This is a genomic window from Ruminococcus sp. (genome assembly GCF_016283395.1).
Window position 1 is genome coordinate 31,520 of record NZ_JAEEMU010000039.1, and the last position, 24,403, is coordinate 55,922.

Below are 24,403 nucleotides of genomic sequence, written 5' to 3' on the forward strand. Positions count from 1 at the left end.
TGCAACTTTCAGGCATAGATATAATAATTCAAATGTTTGTATAGACTGCGGTTACAAATATTATTAATGACAAGTATAAAGGCTCTCCATTTAGGAGAGCTTTTTTCTTATATACACTAGCTCCAGTCGTGTACCTACTCCCTTAGCAGGTGAGCATTTTTGAAACTTGCTTATTATCAGTCAATCCATCCATGTTTGTTTGATAGTTATTTTAAGATATATTTTATAATATACTTTCGGCTATCGTAAACAACGCAAAATAGCATATTTGCAGAATCAATTACGGCAACGATATTTCTTGATTACGGCAACGATATTTCTTAATTACGGGTTTCATATTTCCAATTACGGTAACAGCATTTCTTAATTACGGAGAACTATATTGACTAACACCGTAATTAGTGGTATAATTATTTTTGTAAGTATTTCTTTGAGGTGATCATATATGTCAGAATTATTTGAAACTGCCATAATTGAAAAAAGAAATGTATTAAATGAAATTAGAGCAAGTAATTTAACGCTGCAGGAATTGCGTTTCTTTTCAATTTATCTGTCAAAAATTAATCCAAGAGATGAAAATACAAGAAGCGTAAAATTTCCGTTTGCCGACTTTAAAAAAATAATGGATTTTGGAAAGCTGAATATACAGCAATTAAAAAACAGCGCAGATAGTATATTAGGAAAAAAAGTTTTTATTCCACTCGAAAGCGGAGGCTTTGAAGGAATAGTATTGTTTGATAAATGCAAAGTAGATAAGAACAGCAATGGTGAATGGTTTGTAGAAATAAGCGCCAGTAACGCAGCTATGCCTCTGATGTTCGATTTTAAAGAACGCTATTTCAGATATGAACTTTGGAATGCTTTGCGTCTTAGATCACCAAACCAAATAAGAATGTATGAGATATTAAAACAGTATGAGAAATTAGGAAAAAGAGAACTATCAGTAAAAGATCTTCGAGAATTACTTGGTATATCTGATACAGAGTATTCAAGCAGGACCGGGTGGTCAGATTTCAAAAAAGGAGTACTCGACAGTTGTCAGAAAGCTCTTAAAGAGATCACGGATATTTCCTATACTTATGAACGAGGTAAAACAGGTGCGGGAGGAAAATGGCTGACTATTATCTTTCATATCTCAAAAAATGTTCCCGTAAATACACAGATGACATTATTTGAATCCGAAATTGCAGAATATATTGATCTGAAAAAAGTCAAAGGAAATGACAGCGAAGAAAATGCCGAACGGCTTTCACCTGAGCTCCAGAACATGATACTTTTTGCAGACGATCTTACAAAGAACGATGTCAAAGAGATATATTATGCCATGCAAGAAAAAAGCTATGAAAATATATTTTTGTCGTTCAAACGCCTGTATCAGACTGCCGTAAATAACGATCCGGCTAATTTAAAAGCATACATCCTCGGCATTATCAGAAATGAAAAAATCTGAAAACTTGTGATACGAATCATAAAAAATTTTTGGATTTGCACTCAGTGCAATTTCAAAAATTTTCAATTTTCTGAAGCCAAAATATTTCATCAAGAACAACTTGAAAAGAAATAAGAGCGACAAAAGTCGCTCTCTTTTTTTGAAAAAAGAGCTCGTATTTTTGTAATAGAACTCTCGCTCAAATGGACTGATATCATACAAATCTACTTTAAAAATTTTCATTTTTTTCAATTTTAGAAGCAAGTACAAAAATAGCAGCAGGAGTGCTGTTTACAATTTAGACATAATTTGTTTACAAGAAAAAAGCTGCTCAATACGATACGTGCAAGTCAACAAATTGCTTGGTTAGTACATCACTTTTTAAGTTCCATAACAAACAGACTTGCTCACAAATCAATTAAATCTGCACTATCGGAAAGAAAAAATATATCCGTTCGTCAGGACGGATACTGTCACGCAATATCTATTTTGACATGATATGTCAAAGCAGAAATGTGCCCTTTTGTCAAAAAGGGTACCGTCACGCAATACCTGTTTCGGCAAAGCTCCCTCAGAGCTCTGACATAACAGAATCACGCTGAGAAAAAAATGAAAATATTTTCAGTGTGACAGCTCTGCAGCGTAAGGGAATCTCCCTTAAACCCTTGACTATTTTTTGAAAGGGAATGAAAAAACATGTATCCAGAAAGCATGCAATAAAAATATTTTACAATAAAAAGAAAGCATAATATCCTTGCTTGACAGATAAAATCAACTGCTATATAATAATCATGCAATAAGAATTAAACCATTATATTTTCAAACGTGATAAGGAGTCTTAACATGAAAAAAACTTTAAAAACAATACTGATTTTAGTTGTATTTATAATTGGCTGCTTTGGCGGCGGAATACTGGCAGGAAAAATAATAAAACATATATTTGGAGAGTCGGTATCAACAAACGGAGGCAATAACACAGTTATTATAATTTCAACGTTTGTCTCATTTTTTGTTTCCTTTCTGCTTACAGTAATAATACATGAGACCGGACATCTTGTCTGCGGATTGATTACAGGATATAAGTATCTCTTATTCAGGGTAGGCTCTCTTTCTCTGATAAAGCGCAACAATAAATTTGAATTCAAAAAATTCTCCATACAAGGCACAGGCGGACAGTGTATACTTATGCCGCCTGATAGTAATGATCCTAAAAAAGTTCCCTGCTTTCTCTATCACTTAGGCGGCGGACTTTTCAATTTTATCACCGCGCTTATAGCTTTTCCTATAGCATTTGCTACTCACAGCAATATTCTAAGACCTTTTTTTCTGATATTAGGAATGTTATCACTTTTTCAAGCTCTTATGAATCTTATCCCCAGAAAGGGACAAATTCCGAATGATGGTTATAACATACTTATGATGCTGCGAAAACCAGCTGAGAGAGTTGCTATGTACAAAGCACTCAAAGTCAATGGTCTTCTTTTTAACGGCTCAACGCCTTCTCAGATACCTCCTGAGTTGTATGATCTTGGTGCTGAAGGTTTCTATGATGTAGTCGAAAAAGTGCTCAAAGGTGAAGCACACATTGACAGTTTAGACTTTGAAGGCGCAGAAAAACTCTTTTCTGAAAGTGCCGATAATAACACGATCAAATATTATCAGCTTGAAAGTCGTTCTGAGCTTATGTTCTGCAAGATAATGAATAATGCTCCGGCTGAAGAAATAGACAAGATATATGACAACGAGCTTGCCAACTTCATAACCGCAGCAGGTAAAACATTAATATCAAAGCGCAGACAAATGTATGCTTATCAATTGCTGTACAAGCATGATGAAGAGGCTGCTGAAAAGGAATATCAGGCAGCCATGAAGCTCAAAGACACATACCCTATCGAGGGTGAAGTCACTGCCGAACTCAAACTCATAGACTTCATAAAATCACGTAAAGAAGCCGCTTTACAAAGTTAAATACTAAAAAAGCTCCCTGTGTTTACACATAGGGAGCTTTTAATTTATTCCTCAATATCCGTTTCTATCATACGGCAAAGATACGAAAATCTCTTTTCTTTTTTTGGAGAATAAACATTCATCTTATTGATCTGACTTACAAGATAATTGCACATCTCGATATGGTCATGACTTGGAACTGCTTTCATTGTAAGATCCTGAAGCACTCTGACCTGATCGGAAGTAAACTCATCATTAAGCGCATCTCTGCCCAGAAAATTTGCAAGCTCAGAACCGTAATCATTCTCTTTTGTTTCAATGACATTTTCTATTTCGTGATCTAGCAAAGCATCAACTATTTCAGACTTTGGCTGCATATCTATAAATTCATCGAGAGTGAGCTGATCTATATACTCTTCATTCCTGCTTATGTAAAAAATAATAGACAGCCATCTTCCGCCTGCACCCGTTCTTCCGCGCTCATAGGTGAAGCATATATCCGTTGTCTCTTTCAGAGCCTGCTGGCAGCTGTCAAGGACTTTCTTTTTGAAATTCGACCAGCCTGTACGATCAGAGTATTCGTGATCAGAAACGCCAAGCAGAGCCCTAAGCTCCTTGACTTCGATCTCACGCTTTCCTATTGACTCATACTGCTTCAGTATCTCGTACATACGCACCTGATTAGCAGATTTAAGACGCAAAGCGTTCCAGAGCTCATACTTGAAATAATGGCTTTTGAAGTCAAACATAAGCGGAAGTGCCTTATCATGGGCGTCTATCTCCATATACCACTTGCCGTCATCATCCTGATCTATACGGCATTCCTTAAAAAGCTGAAAAGCAGTATATCCGCCTCTTTCAGTCGGAATGTGAACGAGCTTTGTCAGCAGACTGTCTGTGCTTGCACGCAGCTGACCTATATTGAGTTTCCCAAAATTCATTATGCGCTGAAAATCTTCTATAGGAAATCTTACTGCTCGTGTAGAGAGATCCCAGGGATTGATCCTGGATAAGTAGATGCTGAAAAAACGAAGCTCCTGCACAGTCATATTGTTGCTTCTGAGTTCGTTAAGTACATTTCTTTTTTCAACTATTGCTGTTTCATAAATTTTAGACACTGTAATCACCCCGATAAAAGTATATCACAGCATTAAGTACTTGTCAATAGTGAAGTACGTAATTAAGAAATAATCGGTACGTAATCAGAAATAGAAAGTACGTAATCAGAAATAGAAAGTACGTAATTGAGAAATGCAAAGTACGTAATCGGAAATATAAAGTACGTAATTGAGAAATGCAAAGTACGTAATCAGAAATATAAAGTACGTAATTGATTCCGCAAAGGTGCTATTTACCGTCGTTTGCGATAGCCGAAATCAAGTATTAAATCAATATTAAATCAAGTATTAAATCAATCTATCAATCAATAGAGAAATTTTTGACCGACTGACCGACCGATAATAAGCTGTTGAAAAATGTTGGTACTGTTGAAAGTCATAATTCTTACTTTTTATGATTGGTATAACAATTTTTGCTAAAATAGTTTGATAAGATTGACATTTTTAATGGCTTATGCTATAATAAATTATATTTAAATAGACTACACAATTTGTTAAACAAACATATGCAGAAAATATAGGAGAATTATATTATGAAAACTAACATGAATGATATTTGCAATAATTATATTGTTAATTATAATACGGTGAAGTCTGTATTTAAGCATGAAAGTGAATATATTTATCCCATATGCGCAAATGTGTTTTGTACCCATAATAGGATCATTTCTGAAGATGAACTCATACAGAGTAATAAGATCCTTAAGGAAAACATAAGCGCATTTTCTAATTTCAGAGGATTAGTTAAGGCATACATTGCTTCAATTATTGCTGTCAGTGATAATTCTGAAAAAGTTATAAAAAAAATGACTACCAATTATGATCTTTTGAAAAAAGAATTTTCTTCTTCTTCTTATTTGACGGTTATATCGATAATTTTATCAGAACTCTTTGATGATGAAAAAGTAGTCAATATTATTTCAAAGGGCAAAGAGTTATACAAAAAAATAAAAAAGGAGCATCCGCTCCTTACTTCGTCTGAAGATGTTATATTTGCAATTCTTCTGGTTTTGTCTGAAAAATCTACTGATCAGCTAATAGTAGATATGGAAGAAAGTTATAAAATATTAAAGCCATTGGCTTCAAATAATGTTATTCAATCTGTATCACATATATTGGCGTTTTCTAATAAGTCGCCAGCAGAGAAAAGTGAATATTTTAAAAAGTTTATAGAAGCTATAAACTCTTCTGGATTAAAATACAGTAAAGATCGTGCTTTTACTACTTTAGCCTCTCTTTCAATCATTGACGCTGATATGAATGAGATAATAGATAATATTAAGGAAGTAGATGAGTTTCTTTCAAAACAGAAGCCATATAAAGGTGTATTTGGTTTCGATCAGAAATCACGGTTTATGAATGCAGCTATGTTAGTTTCAAATGTCTATTCGAATTCAATTATATCTTCTGCTGCAGTAAGTACGAGCACGATTGCTATTGTTGCAGCTCAGCAAGCTGCTTTATGTGCGATTATTACTTCAACTGCAGCTACTTCGGCTTTAACGGCTACTTCATCATATTAAGTAATTTTATGTACAAGAGTAGGGGATTTATTTTTACAATCTGTTATAAGTGTTATTGTTCATAATTTTAAATAAGTATTGATATGCATTGATTATTTTTGAATTAGAAATCAAACCAGTCCCAGAACATTTTTCCGTATCCTTTCATTGTTTTTTTCTTACTAATTTTTGATAAACTTTAACTAAGTATTGATATGCATTGATTATTTTTGAATTAGAAATCAAACCAGTCCCAAAACATATTTTTCATCCTTTCGTTGTTTTTTACGGTTCCGTTTCATTGATCTTATTATAGTCCGAACAGGTAAAATTAACTATAAAAACAGAGCGAACAGGATAATTTTTGGAGTAAATGGTTGTTCAACATTCACAGAAAAAGTGTGTTATTAACATATCACAGCATATAAGTAAATAGAAAGGAGAATGATATACCGCATAAAATCGCTGTATATTGGGTATTAATGATATGAGGATTGCAATTTGTGATGATCAGATGCCTTTACATGATGATCTGAAAAAAAATCTTGAGGAGTATGCTCTTAAAAGGCATTTGATAATAGTTTATGATGATTACTTAAAAGGGGCAGATCTTATAGCCAGTGATATAGAATATGATATTATATTCATGGATTATCAGATGGATGATCTGGACGGACTTGAAACTTCAAGACGAATAAGAAAGAAAAATATTAAGACGACAATAATATTTCTTACAAGTTTCAAAAACATAGTTTTTGATACATTTGAAGTAAATACTTTTCGTTTCCTTGTAAAGCCGATAGATATGGAAAAACTGTCATCGGCTATGGATGATTACCTGGCAAGTCTTGATGACAGTAATTTTGTATTAATAAAGACAGAGGATGATAACAAGAGACTGAATATCGATGATATAATTTATATTGAGGCAGCGGACAAATACTGCTATATAAGAACTGTTGAAGATAATATACTGTATAAAAACACTTTATCTGATATTGAGAAACAGCTTCCTGAAGAGAAGTTCTTCAGAAGCCATCGTACTTACCTTGTTGGATTCAAGCATATAGTTTCGCATACCTCTACGGATATATTATTCGATAATAAAGAGCGTGCTCTTATCAGTAAATTAAAGCTTACGCCATTTAAAAAGGCATTTACAGATTATGTGAAACGCTATAATTTTGATAAGAGGTGAGTAATTTGTTAGTTGTTAATGTAGTATTAACTTGTATAGCATATTTTTTACTTGATGCATTGATCATTCAAATGGTTGGATGTATTGGAAACTGTAAAATAAAAAGTAAAGTTTTAGCTGTATTAATGCTAATAATAACAATGATTCCAATAATTATAGTTATTTATAAGTTTAATGTAGGAATTTTTAGATATCCTATAAAAATATATTTTTTGATTGCAAGGTTAGTTTTATATTCTGTAGTGTTTTGGAATTTTAATATTAAAGTACTATATGTCTTTTTAGTAACATTTACAACGAATCAAATCTATTCTAATTTAACATTATATTTATTCAAAAGATTGAACAAAAGCATGGTGGCTATGTTTTTGGAAGTTATTGTACTTGCAATTTTATTGGTTTATATAAAAAAAGGAAAAAAGGAAGAAATTTATAAACAGCTTATTATGTCTCTTCCAAGAAAACTTTACATATTAATACTTGTAATGTTACTTATAGCTTCAATGTTTGTAATGGGAGCTACAAGACCTAATAATGAAGTATTTATTAAGTATTTACTGCTTCCGTCTATGATAGGATTAGTTATATCGACTATAGCTATCATCAGGATCGGTATATCTGAAAACGAAAAGAAATCCGCTGTAGATCTGCTTTCAAAGCAGATGGAAGGACAGATCGGATATTACGAGAAGATAAATAAAATATATGGTGAATTCAGAAGCTTCAGACATGATTATAAGAATCATGTGCTTTGTCTGAGAGGTCTTATTGCCGCAGACAAAAAGGATGAGGCTCTGGAGTATATGAACACCATGCAGGATATGTCTTCTGTGGGAAAGAACAAGTATCACACAGGAAATGTTATCATTGATGCGCTACTTGATGATAAGAGCGATAAAGCTGGAAAGGTCAGAACAAAACTTGATTTTGACGGTGTTGTTCCTTCATCAGGTATAAGTAATGCAGATCTTTGTATAATCATGGCTAATGCCATTGATAATGCTATCGAGGCTTGTTCAAAGGATGAGTCTGAAAATGAAAAGATCATAAAAGTAGATTCTGATTTCAGACAGGGATATTTTTTCCTGAGAGTTTCTAATCCTATGTTTGAGGAAGTTAAATTCAAGGGAAAGAATAAGGTCGTTACTTCAAAGGCTGATAAGGAGCATCACGGATTCGGCGTTGCGAACATAGTTCATACTGCCGAGAAACACGGCGGTACTGCTGAGATATCTACAGATAACGGGCAGTTTACTATTGAAGTTCAGCTTATGCTTGAACAGACATATGCAGAACAGTCTGCATAATCTCAAAAGGGTTTTATTTAAAAAACAGCAGCTTATGTTTGTTGCTGTTTTCTTAAGATATGAATAAAGCTATAAAATTATTCCAAGGAGGAAACAGAGAAAAATAATGGAAGTACTAAAAGCAGAAAATCTCGTAAAAACATTCGCACTAAGTGACAAACAAAGAAAAGCTCTTGGAACAAATGAAAAAAATAAGATAGCAGTAAACGGAATAAGCTTTACTGCAAGATCAGGAGAAGTGTTCGGACTTCTGGGACCGAACGGCGCAGGCAAGACAACGACAATGCGTATGCTTGCAACACTTATCAAGCCTGACAGCGGAGATGCACTTTATAACGACGTCAGTGCAGTAAAGACTCCTGAAAAGATACGTTCAGAGCTTGCATTCCTTACTACGGACTTAAAGCCTGATATGAAATCAACACCAAATCTAATGTACGATTTCTTTGCAGAGCTTTATCATGTTCCGAAGGATAAGGCTGAAAAGCGTAAAAAAGAGCTTTTTGAAGAGTTCGGTATAAACAAGTATGCCGATACTATGATATCAAAGCTCTCACAGGGACAGAGACAGAAAGTCTCACTGGTAATATCGGTTATACATGATCCGAAGTTCATTATATTCGATGAGCCCACAAACGGACTTGATATCATTGCATCACGTGTAGTCCGTGAGTTCATACTGAATATGAAAAAAGCAGGCAAATGTATGATAATCTCAACTCATTTGTTTGATCTTGTAGAGAAGGTCTGTGACAGGGCAGCCATGATAATGGACGGAAGAATAGTTGCAGATGATACTCTCGAAAACCTCATGCAGGGACGCTCGCTTGAAGAGGCGTTCTATGAAATATATACAAGCATTAACGGCGGAAAAGATGAGGTGTGATCATGAGAGATATTATTACAGTTGCAAAAAAAGAATTAAAAGCATTTTTTAGCGATAAAGCAATACTGCTTCAGATGTTTATCCTTCCTTTTGCCATAGTATTTGGTTATGGCATGCTTATGGCGGCAACTTGGTCAAATATTGCAGATGATAAAGCACCGAAGAAAAACGAAACAGTTATTGCTTACAGTATGAATGCACCTGATGAATTCAAGACTGTACTTGATGAGCTTGGCATAAAGCCTGCACCTGATAAAGATATTGAGAAATACAAGGATCAGGTCAAGAGTAAAGAAGCAGACATGATCATGGTATTCCCAGAAGATTTCAAAATGGATGAACCGGGTTCATCAACACTGTCAAATATAGATATCTTCTATAATTCTGACAAGAAGTCGTCAATGGAACTTTATTCAAAGGCTACAGTGATGTTTACTACTATGCAGCCGAGAATATTTACATTCAATGAATCGACTGATACAGATTATGACCTTATAGACAAGGCATCAATGCTGAGAAATCTCCTTGGTGGAATAATCCCGCTCATTGTATTCATGGCAGTGTATATGGTTTGTATGAGCCTTGCAGCAAACTCTATTGCAGGTGATAAGGAAAAAGGCTTCCTCAATACATTGCTTGTAACACCTATCAAGAGAGAAAGTCTTGCAGCAGGAAAGTCGATATCGATACTTGTAGTAGCAATAATCGCAAGCTGTTCAGCATTCATAGGAATGGCGATCTCACTTCCAAAGTTTGCCGATGCATTAAAGATAGCAGAAAAAACAAGCTACAGCATACCAGATTATGGTGTACTGTTAGGAGCAGTAGTAACAGGTTCATTTGTATGTGCAGTAATACTGCTTATAATTTCAACAGTGGCAAAGGATACAAAGCAGGCAACAACACTTTCACCGATAATTCTGCTTGTAGTAATGATTCCTTCACTGATGTGCTCGACAGAAAGCTTTGCAGCACACGTTGAGAATCTTGGAACAACAAACTATGTTATTCCTGTATGGAATTCAGTAAAGCTTCTTCAGGACGGAATCAAGCTTAATTATTCATGGACAAATGCAGGTATAACATTCGGAGTAAATGTTGCTGTTGCATTATTTGGAATATTCTTTATTGGTAAGCTTTTCAACAGAGAAAAGATAGTAAACGGTTAATAAAAAATGCACGCTGTAAAGCGTGCATTTTTTTATCTTCTTGCGTTGCAGAACGGACATTTGTTGTATTTTGATGCAAATATGTTTCCGCAGTACTGACAGGTAACTGTGCTGCCTGAGCTGTCTGTAGCATTATCGTAAGTTGCTGATGTTGTGGGGAAACTATCAAGTGACGGCATCATATCGCTTTCGTTCTTACTGTTTTCGGGCATCATCTGTTTGTACTGGTCAATGAACGAATTGAACTCTGTATCGCGTTCTTTTTTGTCAGCCTTGTAATCGGAATAAGTGTAATTCTTGCCAGATTCGTTTATACGCTGTCTGCGTATGGTCTGTGGGTCTAAAGGCTGGGTGTTATTGTTCTTGCTTACATTGTTATTGACGCTGATATTGCTTCTGTTTGATGAATATGGTGTGGAATTATAGCTGTTACCGTAAGTATTCCTGTTGCCGTACGAGCTGCTTCCGCCGTATGTATTGCTGTCGGTATCAAGAGGTGCAGGTTGTGCTTTCCTGTACTTGAATGACGGATAAAGCATTAAAAATGCATGGAGCAGCACAAAGCCCAGCATGAAAAGCATAGGTCCGAGCTGGTGCATATCAGGCTTCATGGAAATATTATCCGTTAAATAACGGAATGAGCTTATGAGTGACTCGTCTAAATCGTTTTTATCATACAGATAAGAATGAAAAGCTGAATTGAACTGTGCTGCTGTTTGTTCTGTGAGTACACTGTCGGTATTATCTCCCTGCATACCCTCCCAGTACCAGTCGCTGGAATGATTGGCTTTATCATGCGGCTGAGAATATATTATGAGCCAGTGCATTTCGTCATTGAATTCGGAAAGATACCTGTTGTATGCATAGTCTTCCAGTGAGGAGTAGGTTTTTTTCCAGTCGTCGTTATAGATAGTGATAACGGCAGGTGTGATATCAGTTTTTTTCTGGAAAGCCTTGAGTTCCTTCATTACCTCGCTTTCGTCATCGATAGCATCTGCTTCATCTTTGATGATTATGGTGTGGTCGCTGTACTTTGGTATGTGCGGTACAGCCTTGATGATACCTGATATACTTACCCATAGGAAAGGCAGGTATATCAATATCGCAAATACAGTTGCGAAAGAGAAGCCGGGTTTGAAATCCGAGCCTGCATAGAAGTACCTCGGCTGGTTACGATGGTAATATACATACCTGCGAGAATTGTGGAATGGTCTGCTGCTTGTCCTTGTTCTGGAACTGCTGCTGTGAGAGCCTCCGTGACCGCCGTGTGAGCCGCCGCCGTGAGAACCTCCGCCAGATGAATGTGGCATAATATAACCCCCCTATATCAAATATAATGGATATATTTTATATCATACTCCGCAAAAAGTCAAGACTTTTTTGTGACTCATTTATTTCGCATATTTGAACTCATATTTGCCCAATGATATTCGTATGTAATTTTATATATGATCCTTGAAAAAGAAATGATCGCGTTCAATACAATACATATCACCTTATCACAGAAATGCCGTTTTTGGCTGCATGATCCTATTATCAAAAAATATGGTTTTTAAGTATTCGGACAAGTGATACTGCAATAGAATATAACGGAGGCGATTTCTATTGCAGAGTTAAGCAGATCAGGTCATCATTCGCAGGAGAAAACTGTAATAACGGAAAAGGGGAACATGGTTGTTGAAAATCTCTTCCCTGATAAAAATGACCATAAAAAGTTAAAGGCTGCGAAAGCGGAGCTGTACGGAGTTTTCTCAAAGTACGTGAAAAACAGTGATAAAAAATAAATACAGTGTTTGCGCTGCGGCAAAGCAGTGCAGCGGACAGTTCTGAAAGGAGCTGATATTATCGTAGCTATCTATGCAAGACAATCTGTTGATCGTGCGGACAGCATCTCCATAGAACATCAGATAGAACTATGCAAATATGAAGCAAGAGGTGAGACTTTCAGGACGTATATAGACCGCGGTTACAGCGGCAAGGATACGAACCGTCCCGAGTTCGCACAGATGATGAACGATATAAGGCTCGGTGAGATAAATACGGTCATTGTTTATAAGCTCGACCGCATAAGCCGTTCAATACTTGATTTTTCGGCGATGATGGAAATGTTCGGCAAATACGGTGTGCAGTTCGTTTCTGCAACGGAAAAGTTTGACACTTCCTCGCCAATGGGAAATGCAATGCTGAATATCTGTATCGTATTTGCACAGCTTGAACGCGAAACTATACAGAAGCGAGTTGCTGACGCATATTTTTCACGGAGTCAGAAAAGCTTTTACATGGGAGGAGCTATACCCTACGGGTACAGAAAAGTGCCTGCTGTAATTGACGGGGTGCATACTTCAATGTATGAGCCGATACCCGATGAAGAAAATGTCGTCCGCATGATGTTTGAGATGTACTCTCAGCCGCAGACTTCATACGGTGATATCATTGACAGAATGAATGAGCTTGGGATAAAAAAGCGCGGAAAAGACTGGGTAAGACAGCGGATAAGGGAGCTTATCCTAAATCCCATATACGTAAAGGCTGACTCTGATGTGTATGATTTCTTCAAGGAGCATGGTGCAGTGCTTGTGAATCTGCCCTCGGATTATATCGGAGTCAACGGCTGCTACTGCTACAAAAGCCGTTCAGATAAAAGGAAAAAAATCACAGAAATTGAAGGCAAGCAGATAGTTCTTGCTCCGCACAAGGGGATAGTGGACTCGGCATTATGGCTGAAATGCCGTAAAAAGTGCATGGGGAGAGCGCAGATCATACCTTTGCAGAAGGCGAGAAATTCATGGCTGTGCGGCAAGATAAAGTGCGGAGAGTGCGGCTATGCTCTTACTGCAAAGCAGTTCGACAACGGGCGGCGGCGTTACCTCATCTGCTCAAACAGGCTCGGTACAAAATGCTGTAAAGGGGCAGGTACGCTGTATACTGCTGCGATAGAAAAGCTTGTGTGTGATGAGATAAACGAAAGGCTGACTGAGCTGGGAAAGCTTTCACCGTCGAAAAAAAGTGCTCCCGATAGTGAACTTGCTATGCTGGAGAATGAGCTTGCTGAGACAGACAAGGAGATAAACGGACTTCTCGAAAAAGTCGCCAATGCTGATAACGTGCTTTTTCAGTACATAAACCAGCGTATTTCCGCTCTTGACAGTCGGAAAAACGAAATATATCAGCGCGTGAAGAAGCTCGGTTCGGAAAAGTGTATTCCTGACTGCACGATAGACTATCATTCAGCGATGTGGGACGAGCTGAGCTTTGACGATAAACGTCAGGTGGCAGATATACTTATCCGCATCATATATGCTACAAGTGAAAAAATAATCATTCAGTGGAGAATATGAGTTCTCTTGAACGAAACGGCGAAGCACTTCGCATAGCACAGGATAATCTTGACTCTAAAAACTTCTATGCCTGCAATCCTTCCTTTGATAAAAACTGCGGCAAAAGATGAACGTATAAGGCTTCCGATATTTTCGGAAGCCTTTTTTATGGAAATATTACGGGAATATCCGACAAAAGAAGTCAGCGACAGCAGTCATTTATCACGGGTTAAAATGTGATGTGGATGAAAAGCATCGGGAAATCGGATATTTTGACATGAAAAAGAACTTTCGGCTGTACATTGCAGATGTTATACTGGACATAAAGGAGGGATAGGTATGAAAAAGATCATACTTGCTGCTGCGGCATTTATAATGCTGATATCAGCGGACAAAGGAACTGCTGCGGCAGAAAGCAGCGGCTACGAATACACTATCATAGACGGAGAAGTTACGGTAGTCGGATATAATGGCGAACCTGAATACATTGAGATACCCGAATATATTGAGGGATGCCCCGTTATTGAGGTGAGGGACAACGCATTCTATAACTGTCATTCGCTGAAAGAGGCTGTACTGCCTGACACAGTGCTGAAAATAGGGCATCACAGCTTTTATGCCTGTTATGAGCTTGAAAGCATAAGGCTCCCTGCGGAGCTTGAAGAGATAGGCATGGGCTGCTTCTGTGGCTGCGGGGCACTAAAGGAGATAGAACTCCCCGAAACCCTTGATATTATCTCCGATTCCTGCTTTCGTGCCTGTACGTCTCTTAGTGAAATAAGTCTGCCGCATGGGACAAAAATAATCGAAAAATTTGCTTTTGCAGGCTGTACTGACCTGTGCAGCGCAGAGCTGGGCGAGAGCCTTTTAGCTGTGGGAGAAATGGCATTTTATATGTGCGGAAAGCTTTCGAGCGCGGTATTGCCCAAAACCTGCTACGATATAGGTGAGCAGGCATTCGGGTATGACTGTGACGGCAATAAGATGACAGTAAAAACAGATATGACGATAGTAGGTGACAGCGAGTCGGCGGTGGAACGATATGCAAAGGAAAACGGTCTCGGATTTGCAGAATTACATGAAACGGCTGATGCTTTTGCACAGGTTGCAGACGCTGAGAAAAGCGTGAAAGCACCCGAATGGGTGAGCTGGCTCGGGCTCGGCATATTTGGAGTGCTTACAGCCATAGTTGTGATAATATCATTTAACGAAGATAGGAGGAAAAAGCTTAAATAATTGCTGTTTCAGAACGGTCTGACCATAAATTGCGCTTTTTGGATAATCGGCTAATATTAGTAATGTTTTATGAAATCCCTTGCAATTTCAGAAAAAATGTGTTATCATATATGTGTATAATTGCGTTAAGCTGATAAATAAGGATAGGCACTTAAATTATAGGCTTAAAGCAAATAATTTAATACACACGATCTGGAGGGATCAAATTGAAAAAAGAAAACATGAAGCGCGCTGCGTGCACTGTTGCAGCTGCGTTCATCGCGTCGGCGGCGATGAGTTTTCCTTCAGCTCTGGCAAAGCCATCGGCAGTTCTTGCTGCCGATGAGGTCCTCAAATACGAATTCGAGGACGGCAAAACAAGCGGAGGAAAGATCCACGCTGATGGAGCTTCCGATGTAAAGATGAGCGATTTCCCGGAAGGCACAGACCTGAGCGGATTCTCGGGCAAGGGATTTGCTTATCTCGATCAGAAGGGCACAACCCTCAGCGTAGACGTAGATGTTCCTGAGGCAGGACTCTACGAGCTTAACATTGGTTACTGTGAACCAAGTGACCCAAACAAGAAAGTCCAGTATCTCAACGTCAACGGAGTAAATCAGGGCGAGCTTACCTGCCCGTACACCAAGACATTTGCAGAGACTTCTGGCGGTGTGGTGAACCTTAAAAAGGGAAAGAACACTATCGAGCTGAAAGCATACTGGGGCTATACCTTCTTCGATTATCTCACATTGAAGGCTGCTCCCGAAAAGCTCACCAATCTTTCGCCTACAAGGGAGCTTTCAAATCCCAAGGCTTCTGATACCACAAAGCGTCTTTACAATTATCTCTGCGACCAGTATGGAAAGCACATCATATCAGGTCAGCAGGAATACTGCGGAGACCACAACTATAACCTCTGGAACAGCCCCGATGTATTCATCAAGGACAATGAAGCCGAGTTTGAATACATAGAGGAAAAGACAGGCAAACAGCCTGCTATACGCGGAATAGATTTCCTTGCGTACAATACCTCTTCCGAGTGGCGTGATCATGCTCCTGAGCGAGTTATAGAATGGGTAAACAAGTATCACGGTATCGCAACTGTTTCATGGCACTGGAACGTGCCCTGCGAAAAGGGAAGCGATGATATCGCTTTCTATGTAGAGTCAGCAAATCCCAAGTTCACAACGTTCAGCTGTAAAAATGCGGTCACAGAGGGAACATGGGAAAATGAAGTCGTTATGGCTGATATCGAGCTTATCGCAGGCGAGCTGAAAAAGCTCAAGGACGCAGATGTGCCTGTACTCTGGAGACCTCTCCACGAAGCCGAGGGCGGCTGGTTCTGGTGGGGAGCTGAGGGCGCAGAGCCGTGCAAGAAGCTCTACCGTCTGCTCTACGATCAGCTCACGAATGTTTACGGTCTGGACAACCTTATCTGGATATGGACAGGCTCGACTTCACCTGCGGCTGCCGACTGGTATCCGGGTGATGATGTTGTGGATATTGTTGGCTACGATAAGTATAACTGCGCTGACGGCATAGCTAATCTCAGCTCTATATCGTCCACGTTCTACAGCCTTGTACAGGGTACGGACTGTCAGAAAATGGTGACTATGTCCGAGAACGATTCCATACCTTCACTTGAAAACCTTGTGAACGATAAGGCTGCATGGCTGTATTTCTGTCCGTGGTATATGAATTACCTCACCAGTGAGCAGAACAACCCTGTGGACAATCTCATAGAGGTATATCAGAGTGATTACTGCATCACTCTTGATGAGCTTCCTGACCTAAAAACATATCCTATAAATGGCAGTCAGGAAACTGTAACTACTACAGTTACGACCAAGTCCGTGACTACTTCAACGACTAAAGTCACGACCACTTCAGCGTCAAAAACTTCGACGACGACTAAAGTCACAACTTCTACCACGTCAAATGCTGAGACAAATGCAACGACTTCTTCAACGTTTTCAAATAACTATAAAAAAGGCGATGCCAACTGCGACGGCAATGTTGATATGTCTGATGCGGTTATCATAATGCAGTCTCTTGCAAATCCCGATAAATACGGTGAAAAAGGTACTGATATGTTTCATATCACTGAACAGGGAAAAATAAACGGAGATGTGGAAACAAGCAGTAAGGGACTCACTTCAAATGACGCTCTGGAGATACAGAAGTATCTTCTCGGTCTTTCAAAGTGGGATTAAATAAAAATAAAAAATGATTCACATTAAAAGGGAGGAAAATATGATGAATCACAAAAAACTGACTGCGGCAGTATTGAGTATCGTTACTGCTGCAACATCACTTTGTGCAGCTGTTCCTGTAAATGCGGCTGATTCAGAGCCTGTACAGGAATTCTGCGCACCTATCAGCGAGATAGTCCAGGACTCAGGTCTTGATATCGACTATGCGCGTGCACTTCAGTATTCGCTCTATTTCTATGACGCAAATATGTGCGGAGAGTTCAAAGAAAATGAGAACAAACTCTCATGGCGCGGCAGCTGCCACACATATGACGCTCATGTTCCTATGATCCCATGGGACGGACTTACAAATAACAGCAGTAAGGGCGGTACTAACCTTTCAGCTTCATTCATGGAAAAATACAAGGATGTTCTCGATCCTGACGGCGACGGCACTATCGACGTTGCAGGCGGTTTCCACGATGCAGGTGACCACGTTGAATTTGGTATGCCTGAAAACTATTCAGCAGCTACACTTGGCTGGGATTACTATGAATTCCGTGATTCGTTCAAGAAGCTCAAACTGGAAGATCATATGGAGACTATTCTCCGTCATTTCAATGACTATCTTATGAAGTGTACATTCCTTGACGATAATGGTACAGTTATCGCACACTGCTATCAGGTCGGCGATGGTAATATCGACCATGCTATCTGGAACAGCCCGGAGGTTGATACTATGCCTCGTCCTGCATTTTTCCTGACAGCAGAAAAGCCTCAGACAGACTATGTTGTATCGGCATGTGCTTCGCTGGCTATCAATTACCTTAACTTTAAGGATACTGATGCTGATTATGCTGCACAGTCACTGAAATACGCAAAGGCTCTCTGGAAATTTGCTAATGACAATCCTAAGGAGCTTTCAGATAATGGTGACGGCCCCGGTCAGTTCTATGGTTCTTCAAAGTGGGAGGACGACTATTGCTGGGCTGCTGCATGGATGTACCTTGCAACAGGCGATGAAAGTGTGTTTGATTACGCTGTAGAGATATTCGATTACTATGCTCCTTCAGGCTGGTGCTACTGCTGGAACGATATGTGGAGCGGTGCAGGCGTTATGTGGGCTGTTGTAAATCAGGAACACCCAGAGCTCGACCTTGTTCAGAAGATCAGAGATGCTCAGGGCAAGAACCAGTATGTTTTTGACAACTTCTGGGACGATGACTGTGTAGGCAAGTGTCTCAATGCATGGAAGCAGAAGGAAACACCTCAGGGCTTCGCATGGCTCAACCAGTGGGGCAGCTGCCGTTACAACACAGCTATGCAGCTTATCTGTCTTGTTCACGATAAGTATACCAATGACGGAAAGCCGGGCGAATGGGCTGAATGGGCACAAAAGCAGATGGACTATGTTCTCGGTAAGAATGACATCACTTATAAGGAAGAGGCTAAGTACTCTGTTCTTGCAGGCAAGAATGGTACTCACGGTCCGAGAAGCTTCGTTGTAGGTTACAATGATACATCAGTAAAGAATCCTCATCACCGTGCAGCATCAGGTCTTCTTATGGCTGAAGATGCGCGTGAGCAGAGACATATCCTCTGGGGTGCTCTTGCAGGTGGTCCGGACAATAAGGACGGTCATGATGACGCTACAAAGGATTGGACAGAAAACGAGGTTACTATCGACTATAATGCTTGTCTCCCGGGTGCAGCTGCTGGTCTTTATGCTTTCTTCGGCACAGAGGATATGGCTATAACTCCTAACTTCCCTCCTGAGGATGAGAAGAGAGTATACGGCGGCGGTGCAGGCGGCGAAGGCGGCAGCGGATACTGGGTCGAGGCTATCGGTCTTGACAGCCGCAACGACGACGGTACAGGTGCTGTTGAGGTTTCACTGAAGGTCCTTTCAGGTGAAACTACTCCTGCAAAGAACATCACAGTAAGATATTTCATTGATGCTTCAGAGGTTTCTGACCCGACGATCATTGATACAAAGAAGCTTTACGATCAGTCTGAAATGGAGATCGAAGGTGCTAAGTGTACAGTAAGTCCGTTAAAGAAGTACAAGGATTCAGACAGCATCTACTATGTTGAGCTTTCATGGGAAGACTGCACTATAATCAACTCCGGTAAGAAGAGCCAGTTCTCAGTTGGCTTCTACGGAAAGGGATATACAGATCCTGATACACATAAGTATATAGTATATAAATGGGATCCTGAAAATGACTGGAGCTATGAGCACCTTAAGATGGGTAAGAAAACAGACTTCTTCGCAGTTGATGATCCGCCTGAGGAGCGTTGCGATTACATCTGTGTTTATGCTGACGGCGTTCTCGTAGGCGGTATCGAGCCTGACGGTACAAAGCCTGCTGAAAAGGAGCCTGCAAAGACAACTACAACAACAAAGCCTGTAGTTACAACAACAACTACCACAAAGGCTGTTACAGTTACTTCTACATCTACAACAACAGCAGCTCCTAAGGTAACAACTACTGTTTCTGAAGAGAATGAGGTCAAGGTAACAAAGGCCGGCGACGCTAACTGCGACGGTCAGGTAGATATGTCTGATATCGTTCTTATCATGCAGTCACTTGCAAATCCTGACAAGTACGGAATAAATGGCTCAGACAAGAACCATATTTCCAATCAGGGACAGGCAAACGCTGACGTTGACAAGAGCAGCAAGGGCGTTACTTCAAACGACGCACTTAGAATTCAGGAATTCCTGCTTGGCAAGGTAAAATCACTTTAATAGCTTTAAAGCGGCTCATCTGAGCCGCTTTTCTGTTATCATGTGGCAATAATGAAAATACTTGACTGAATCGGCTGATATGTTGTATAATTATTGATGATACGGTCAATGCTTTCCATGAGGTGATATAATGAAAAAGCCATCATGGAAGATAATGGCGGCAGGGCTTGTACTTACCATACTTATTTCAAATATGAGCAGCTTCATTAGCGACGGGCTGAAACTTGAAGAGCTCCGCGGCAGTGTGCTGCGGCTGCATATCCTTGCCAATTCCGACAGTGAAAAGGATCAGCAGCTTAAACTTATGGTGCGTGACGAGCTCCTTGAAAGAGGGATATTCAACGGTGCGAATGATCTTGCTGAAGCTGAACGCATAGCAAAGGTGAGAATGCCTGAGATAGTTCGGACGGCGGAAAGTGTCCTGCGCAGGAACGGCTGTAATGACAAAGTGTCGGCAGAGCTTGCAGATGCGGACTTTGATGAACGTGTGTATGGTGATATCACCATGCCTGCGGGACACTACAGAGCACTTCGCATAATGATAGGTGATGCTCGCGGACATAACTGGTGGTGCGTGATGTATCCGCCTCTGTGTCTGCCTGCTGCCTGTGAAAAGACTGCTGAAACAGAAGAAGTGAACAGCGAAGCGGAAAGCGTGACTGATGATAAGGCAGCAGAAGAAGAGAGCTTTGATGAAAAAGAGCTTGATATACTAAAAAAACCTAAGAAATACAAGCTGAAATTTGCTTTATGGGATAAAATCAAAAGCGTATTTAGCTGAACTATTGTGCAAGACTACAAAAATGATGCGACCGCTTGACATATCAGACCATATGTTGTATAATATTTGAGTAAACAAAGCAGAACTATGCGTTCTCACCGTCGGGCTATGCTGAAACGGTCAATATATAATGGTAAACAGGTCGTATTTGCGGCTTGATTTTCAGTGTGTATTGGTGAGTGCGGATAATTTCTGCACTCATTTTTGTTTTTAAATTATTTTGCTTGGAGGTGCTTGACTATTAGCAAACAGGAACTGCAGATCAACGAAGAGATAAGAGATAAAGAAGTTCTCGTAATCGACGCTGAAGGAAAAAAGCTCGGCGTTTTATCCGCCAAAGAAGCACAGCAGATGGCTTTCGAACAGGATCTTGATCTCGTAAAGATCGCTCCGCAGGCAACACCGCCCGTATGCCGTATCATGGATTACGGAAAGTATTGCTTCGAGCAGGCTAAACGTGAGAAGGAAGCAAGAAAAAATCAGAAGGTAGTTTCTATCAAGGAGATCAGAATGTTCTCTACAATAGATACCCATGACTTTGAAACGAAGGTAAATCAGGCTGTCAAATTTTTAGAGGGCGGCGACAAGCTCAAGGTATCAGTAAGATTCCGTAAAAGAGCTATTGCACATCCCGAACTTGGAAACGAACTGCTTGATCGTTTCAAGGAAGCAGTTTCTGCGGCAGGCACTGTGGATAAGCCGGCTAAAATGGAGGGACGCAGCATAGTAATGTTCGTTTCCCCAAAGGCCGCTAAGTAAGGAGGATCATATAATGGCAAAGGTAAAGGTTAAAACTCACTCGGGCGCAAAGAAGCGTTTTAAGATTACAGGAAGCGGTAAGGTAAAGTACCAGCACACAAACAAGAGACACAGACTTACTCAGAAGGATACTAAGCGCAAGAGAATCGCTCGTAACGCAGGTGTAGCTGACTGCACAAATGCACCTACAATTAAGAAGCTCGTTCCTTATATGTAATTGGAAGCGGATATCGTATCCGCATGGTACTGGGCTATTCCCGTAATTTTAATTTTGGAGGTAAAAGACTATGGCACGTATTAAAGGTGCAATGATGACTCGTAAGAGAAGAAACAAGACTTTAAAGCTTGCTAAGGGCTACTGGGGTTCTAAGAGCAAGCACTTCAAGATGGCTAAGCAGGCCGTAATGAAGTCAGGCAACTATGCATACATCGGAAGAAAGCAGAAGAAGAGACAGTTCAGACAGCTCTGGATCACAAGAATTTCAGCTGCTGCTAAGCTCAACGGCATGAACTACTCTACATTCATGAACGGCTGCAAGAAGGCTGGTATCTCTCTTAACAGAAAGATGCTCTCTGAGATCGCTATCAACGATGCAGCTGGTTTCACAGCAATTGCTGACAAGGCAAAGGCTGCTCTTTAATTGATATAATAAACACGCTTCTTAATTAATTTAAGAGCGTGTTTTTGTTAATAAAGAATCCATTGTACACAGTGCATGACGGTGGCTGAGATACAGTCCGTCATGCCGTGTATATGAGTTCTGTAAGGCGGTGTTGTACTATTGGAAAACATCATCACTTCAAAAGATAATCCTACTGTCAAGCTGTATCAGAAGCTTTCTTCCTCAAAAAAAGAAAGACTTCAGTACGGCTTATTCGTGTTGGAGGGGCAAAGGATAGTTGAGGACGCTCTCAAAGAGGAAAGCGGCATAACTCAGCTAATACTCACTCAAAAGGCGTATGAACGCTTCGGTGAAGAACTTTTACAGGCTGATTTGAGAAACACAAGGACAATTGTCATTTCAAATGAGCTTGGAAACAGGATAGCTTCTACCGACAGTACACAGGGCGTTTTTGCAATGTGCAGGATACCTGTGCAGCGCAGCGTCAGCAGCATTATCACCGAAAACGGCAAGTATCTCGTGCTCTTCGGATTACAGGATCCCGGAAACGTTGGTATGATGATCAGAACTGCCGATGCACTTGGTATCAGCGGTGTTATAATGTCGGGAAGCTGTGACCTTTACAGCCCGAAGGTGATACGTTCAACTATGGGTTCGGTGTTCAGAATGAAGATAGCCATAGAAAATGATGCGGATAAGCTTTTTGAGGAACTTGCGGGCATTACGACTTCTGCCGCTGTCATAGACAAGGACGCTCAGCCTGTGACAGAGTGTAAATTTGAGGGCGCACATGCCGTGTTCATCGGCAATGAGGGGAACGGACTTCCTGCTGATATCGCACAGCGTTGCAGCAGAAAAGTAATTATCCCTATGCACGGAAATATCAATTCACTTAATGCTGCAATGGCAGCAGGAATACTTATGTGGGAGCTCAGCAGGTAACACTGCTCGGCTCGGACTGATACATTAATAAAGGAGGCATGACTGTGGACGATACAAAATACTGGCTTTGGCTCAATATGGTATTCGGTACTGGAAATCACCGTATATGGGAGATAATGAGCTTCTTCCAGACAGCTGAGGAAGCATATGCTTCACTCACTTCTGATGAGAACATAGTCAGCCTTAACGAAAAGGAACTGAAAAATTCTGCGGAGATACCTCTTTCAAATGCCGAGAGCTTTATTGCAAACTGCAATAGGCGCGGTATAGGAGTTATCGCCTGCACAAGTCCCGAATATCCCAAACAGCTTGAGCATATATATAATCCGCCGTCTGTACTTTATTATAAGGGCAATATATCATGCCTAAAGACCGAGCTTACGGTCACGGCTGTAGGTACGCGAAAAGCTACAGCTTACAGCCTTAAAGCCGCAAAGGAGATATGCTCTGAGCTTTCAGCCCGCGGAGCTGTTATAATCAGCGGCTTTGCAATGGGCATAGACCTTGCCTGCAGTATGGCTGCGGCTGAGATAGGCAGACCAACGGTATGCGTAATGGGCTGCGGAGTAGATGTGGATTATCCAAAGCAGAATTTTGCTTACAGAGATCCCATACTTGCGGCAGGCGGTGTATTCGTGTCGGAATTCCCACCAGGGACACCTCCGATCTCGCCTAATTTTCCAAAGAGAAACAGGATACTTGCTGCGCTCGGAAGAGCAGTGGTAGTCTTTGAAGCAGGAACAAGGAGCGGTTCACTTATTACAGCAAACCTTGCAGCAGGACAGGGACGGGAAGTTCTGTGTCTGCCGCCTGCTGATATATTCAGCGAAGCCTTTGTGGGCAACATAAAGCTGCTGCGGGACGGTGCGATACCAATGTACAGTGCTTCCGACGTTATCGACTGTATAACATTCAGGAAAAAGCAATATACTGCTGAGGCAATGCCGAAAAGAGCTGCGGAGAATTACGCGGCAAAAACGCTGACGAACGAAGAGATGACCGAGATGATGAAAGTCCTCAACGGTATCTCTGACGAGCAGCAGACAAAGCGTGAAATTAGTAAAGCTCAGCTGCCTGACGATCTTTCGGAGCAGCAGAGGAGAATAGCAGAAGCCCTTGAAAACGGACCGCTCCATGCGGACGAACTGGCTTCATTACTTGAAATAGATACAGGCGAGCTGATGACTGAGCTCACCGAACTGGAAATATTCGGAACAGTACGTTCGCTTCCGGGAAAAATGTATGAACTTATAAGATAAGGGGAAA

General features: G+C 40.3%; 19 protein-coding genes. 17 read left to right on the forward strand and 2 right to left on the reverse strand.

Annotation, left to right across the window (positions count from 1 at the left end; genetic code table 11):
• The first annotated feature begins 445 nt into the window (after positions 1 to 445).
• Positions 446 to 1,450: a replication initiation protein gene (locus QZZ41_RS07700; RefSeq protein WP_295070076.1), complete on the forward strand. Its 1,005-nt coding sequence runs from the start codon at positions 446 to 448 to the stop codon at positions 1,448 to 1,450.
• A gap of 822 nt (positions 1,451 to 2,272) precedes the next feature.
• On the forward strand, positions 2,273 to 3,397 hold the full coding sequence (locus QZZ41_RS07705) for a site-2 protease family protein (protein WP_295070078.1): 1,125 nt from the start codon (positions 2,273 to 2,275) through the stop codon (positions 3,395 to 3,397).
• Between the two features lie 44 nt (positions 3,398 to 3,441).
• Here the strand turns inward: QZZ41_RS07705 and QZZ41_RS07710 are convergent, their stop codons facing one another.
• On the reverse strand, positions 3,442 to 4,494 hold the full coding sequence (locus QZZ41_RS07710) for a replication initiation protein (protein ID WP_295070080.1): 1,053 nt from the start codon (positions 4,492 to 4,494) through the stop codon (positions 3,442 to 3,444).
• A 533-nt stretch (positions 4,495 to 5,027) separates the two neighbouring features.
• On the opposite strand from QZZ41_RS07710, the gene QZZ41_RS07715 reads away from it, so the two are divergent.
• The 5 genes from QZZ41_RS07715 (at position 5,028) to QZZ41_RS07735 (ending at position 10,556) form a co-directional block, all read left to right on the forward strand.
• Positions 5,028 to 6,017 carry a DUF4003 family protein gene (locus tag QZZ41_RS07715; RefSeq protein ID WP_295070082.1) on the forward strand — a complete coding sequence of 330 codons (990 nt, stop codon included), beginning with the start codon at positions 5,028 to 5,030 and terminating at the stop codon, positions 6,015 to 6,017.
• Positions 6,018 to 6,483: 466 nt separating this feature from the next.
• Complete coding sequence (locus QZZ41_RS07720) at positions 6,484 to 7,194, forward strand: LytTR family DNA-binding domain-containing protein (protein ID WP_295070084.1); 711 nt, start codon at positions 6,484 to 6,486, stop codon at positions 7,192 to 7,194.
• 368 nt (positions 7,195 to 7,562) lie between these two features.
• On the forward strand, positions 7,563 to 8,501 hold the full coding sequence (locus QZZ41_RS07725) for a sensor histidine kinase (protein WP_295070086.1): 939 nt from the start codon (positions 7,563 to 7,565) through the stop codon (positions 8,499 to 8,501).
• 106 nt (positions 8,502 to 8,607) lie between these two features.
• A complete protein-coding gene (locus QZZ41_RS07730) occupies positions 8,608 to 9,387 on the forward strand; it encodes an ABC transporter ATP-binding protein (protein ID WP_295070088.1) in 780 nt (259 codons plus the stop codon).
• A gap of 2 nt (positions 9,388 to 9,389) precedes the next feature.
• Positions 9,390 to 10,556, forward strand: coding sequence for an ABC transporter permease (locus QZZ41_RS07735; protein ID WP_295070090.1), 1,167 nt, complete (start codon positions 9,390 to 9,392; stop codon positions 10,554 to 10,556).
• 32 nt (positions 10,557 to 10,588) lie between these two features.
• Here QZZ41_RS07735 and QZZ41_RS07740 read toward each other — a convergent pair whose 3' ends face one another.
• Positions 10,589 to 11,866: a hypothetical protein gene (locus tag QZZ41_RS07740; RefSeq protein WP_295070092.1), complete on the reverse strand. Its 1,278-nt coding sequence runs from the start codon at positions 11,864 to 11,866 to the stop codon at positions 10,589 to 10,591.
• 501 nt (positions 11,867 to 12,367) lie between these two features.
• On the opposite strand from QZZ41_RS07740, the gene QZZ41_RS07745 reads away from it, so the two are divergent.
• The 10 genes from QZZ41_RS07745 to dprA all read left to right on the forward strand — a co-directional run bounded on the left by QZZ41_RS07745 (position 12,368) and on the right by dprA (position 24,396).
• A complete protein-coding gene (locus QZZ41_RS07745; RefSeq protein WP_295066553.1) occupies positions 12,368 to 13,894 on the forward strand; it encodes a recombinase family protein in 1,527 nt (508 codons plus the stop codon).
• Between the two features lie 318 nt (positions 13,895 to 14,212).
• Positions 14,213 to 15,109: a leucine-rich repeat domain-containing protein gene (locus QZZ41_RS07755; RefSeq protein ID WP_295070094.1), complete on the forward strand. Its 897-nt coding sequence runs from the start codon at positions 14,213 to 14,215 to the stop codon at positions 15,107 to 15,109.
• A 206-nt stretch (positions 15,110 to 15,315) separates the two neighbouring features.
• Positions 15,316 to 17,301 carry a glycosyl hydrolase gene (locus QZZ41_RS07760; protein WP_295070096.1) on the forward strand — a complete coding sequence of 662 codons (1,986 nt, stop codon included), beginning with the start codon at positions 15,316 to 15,318 and terminating at the stop codon, positions 17,299 to 17,301.
• 40 nt (positions 17,302 to 17,341) lie between these two features.
• Entirely contained in the window at positions 17,342 to 20,032 is a 2,691-nt protein-coding gene (locus QZZ41_RS07765; protein ID WP_295070098.1) for a glycoside hydrolase family 9 protein, read from the forward strand.
• 130 nt (positions 20,033 to 20,162) lie between these two features.
• Positions 20,163 to 20,813, forward strand: coding sequence for a stage II sporulation protein R (gene spoIIR, locus QZZ41_RS07770; protein ID WP_295070100.1), 651 nt, complete (start codon positions 20,163 to 20,165; stop codon positions 20,811 to 20,813).
• A gap of 234 nt (positions 20,814 to 21,047) precedes the next feature.
• Positions 21,048 to 21,572 carry a translation initiation factor IF-3 gene (gene infC / locus QZZ41_RS07775; protein ID WP_295070102.1) on the forward strand — a complete coding sequence of 175 codons (525 nt, stop codon included), beginning with the start codon at positions 21,048 to 21,050 and terminating at the stop codon, positions 21,570 to 21,572.
• Positions 21,573 to 21,585: 13 nt separating this feature from the next.
• Positions 21,586 to 21,789: a 50S ribosomal protein L35 gene (rpmI, locus tag QZZ41_RS07780; RefSeq protein ID WP_019678115.1), complete on the forward strand. Its 204-nt coding sequence runs from the start codon at positions 21,586 to 21,588 to the stop codon at positions 21,787 to 21,789.
• 70 nt (positions 21,790 to 21,859) lie between these two features.
• Positions 21,860 to 22,213 carry a 50S ribosomal protein L20 gene (rplT, locus tag QZZ41_RS07785; protein ID WP_019678114.1) on the forward strand — a complete coding sequence of 118 codons (354 nt, stop codon included), beginning with the start codon at positions 21,860 to 21,862 and terminating at the stop codon, positions 22,211 to 22,213.
• Positions 22,214 to 22,354: 141 nt separating this feature from the next.
• Positions 22,355 to 23,137, forward strand: coding sequence for an RNA methyltransferase (locus QZZ41_RS07790; RefSeq protein WP_295070104.1), 783 nt, complete (start codon positions 22,355 to 22,357; stop codon positions 23,135 to 23,137).
• 38 nt (positions 23,138 to 23,175) lie between these two features.
• Positions 23,176 to 24,396: a DNA-processing protein DprA gene (gene dprA, locus QZZ41_RS07795; protein WP_295070106.1), complete on the forward strand. Its 1,221-nt coding sequence runs from the start codon at positions 23,176 to 23,178 to the stop codon at positions 24,394 to 24,396.
• Positions 24,397 to 24,403 lie beyond the last annotated feature (7 nt).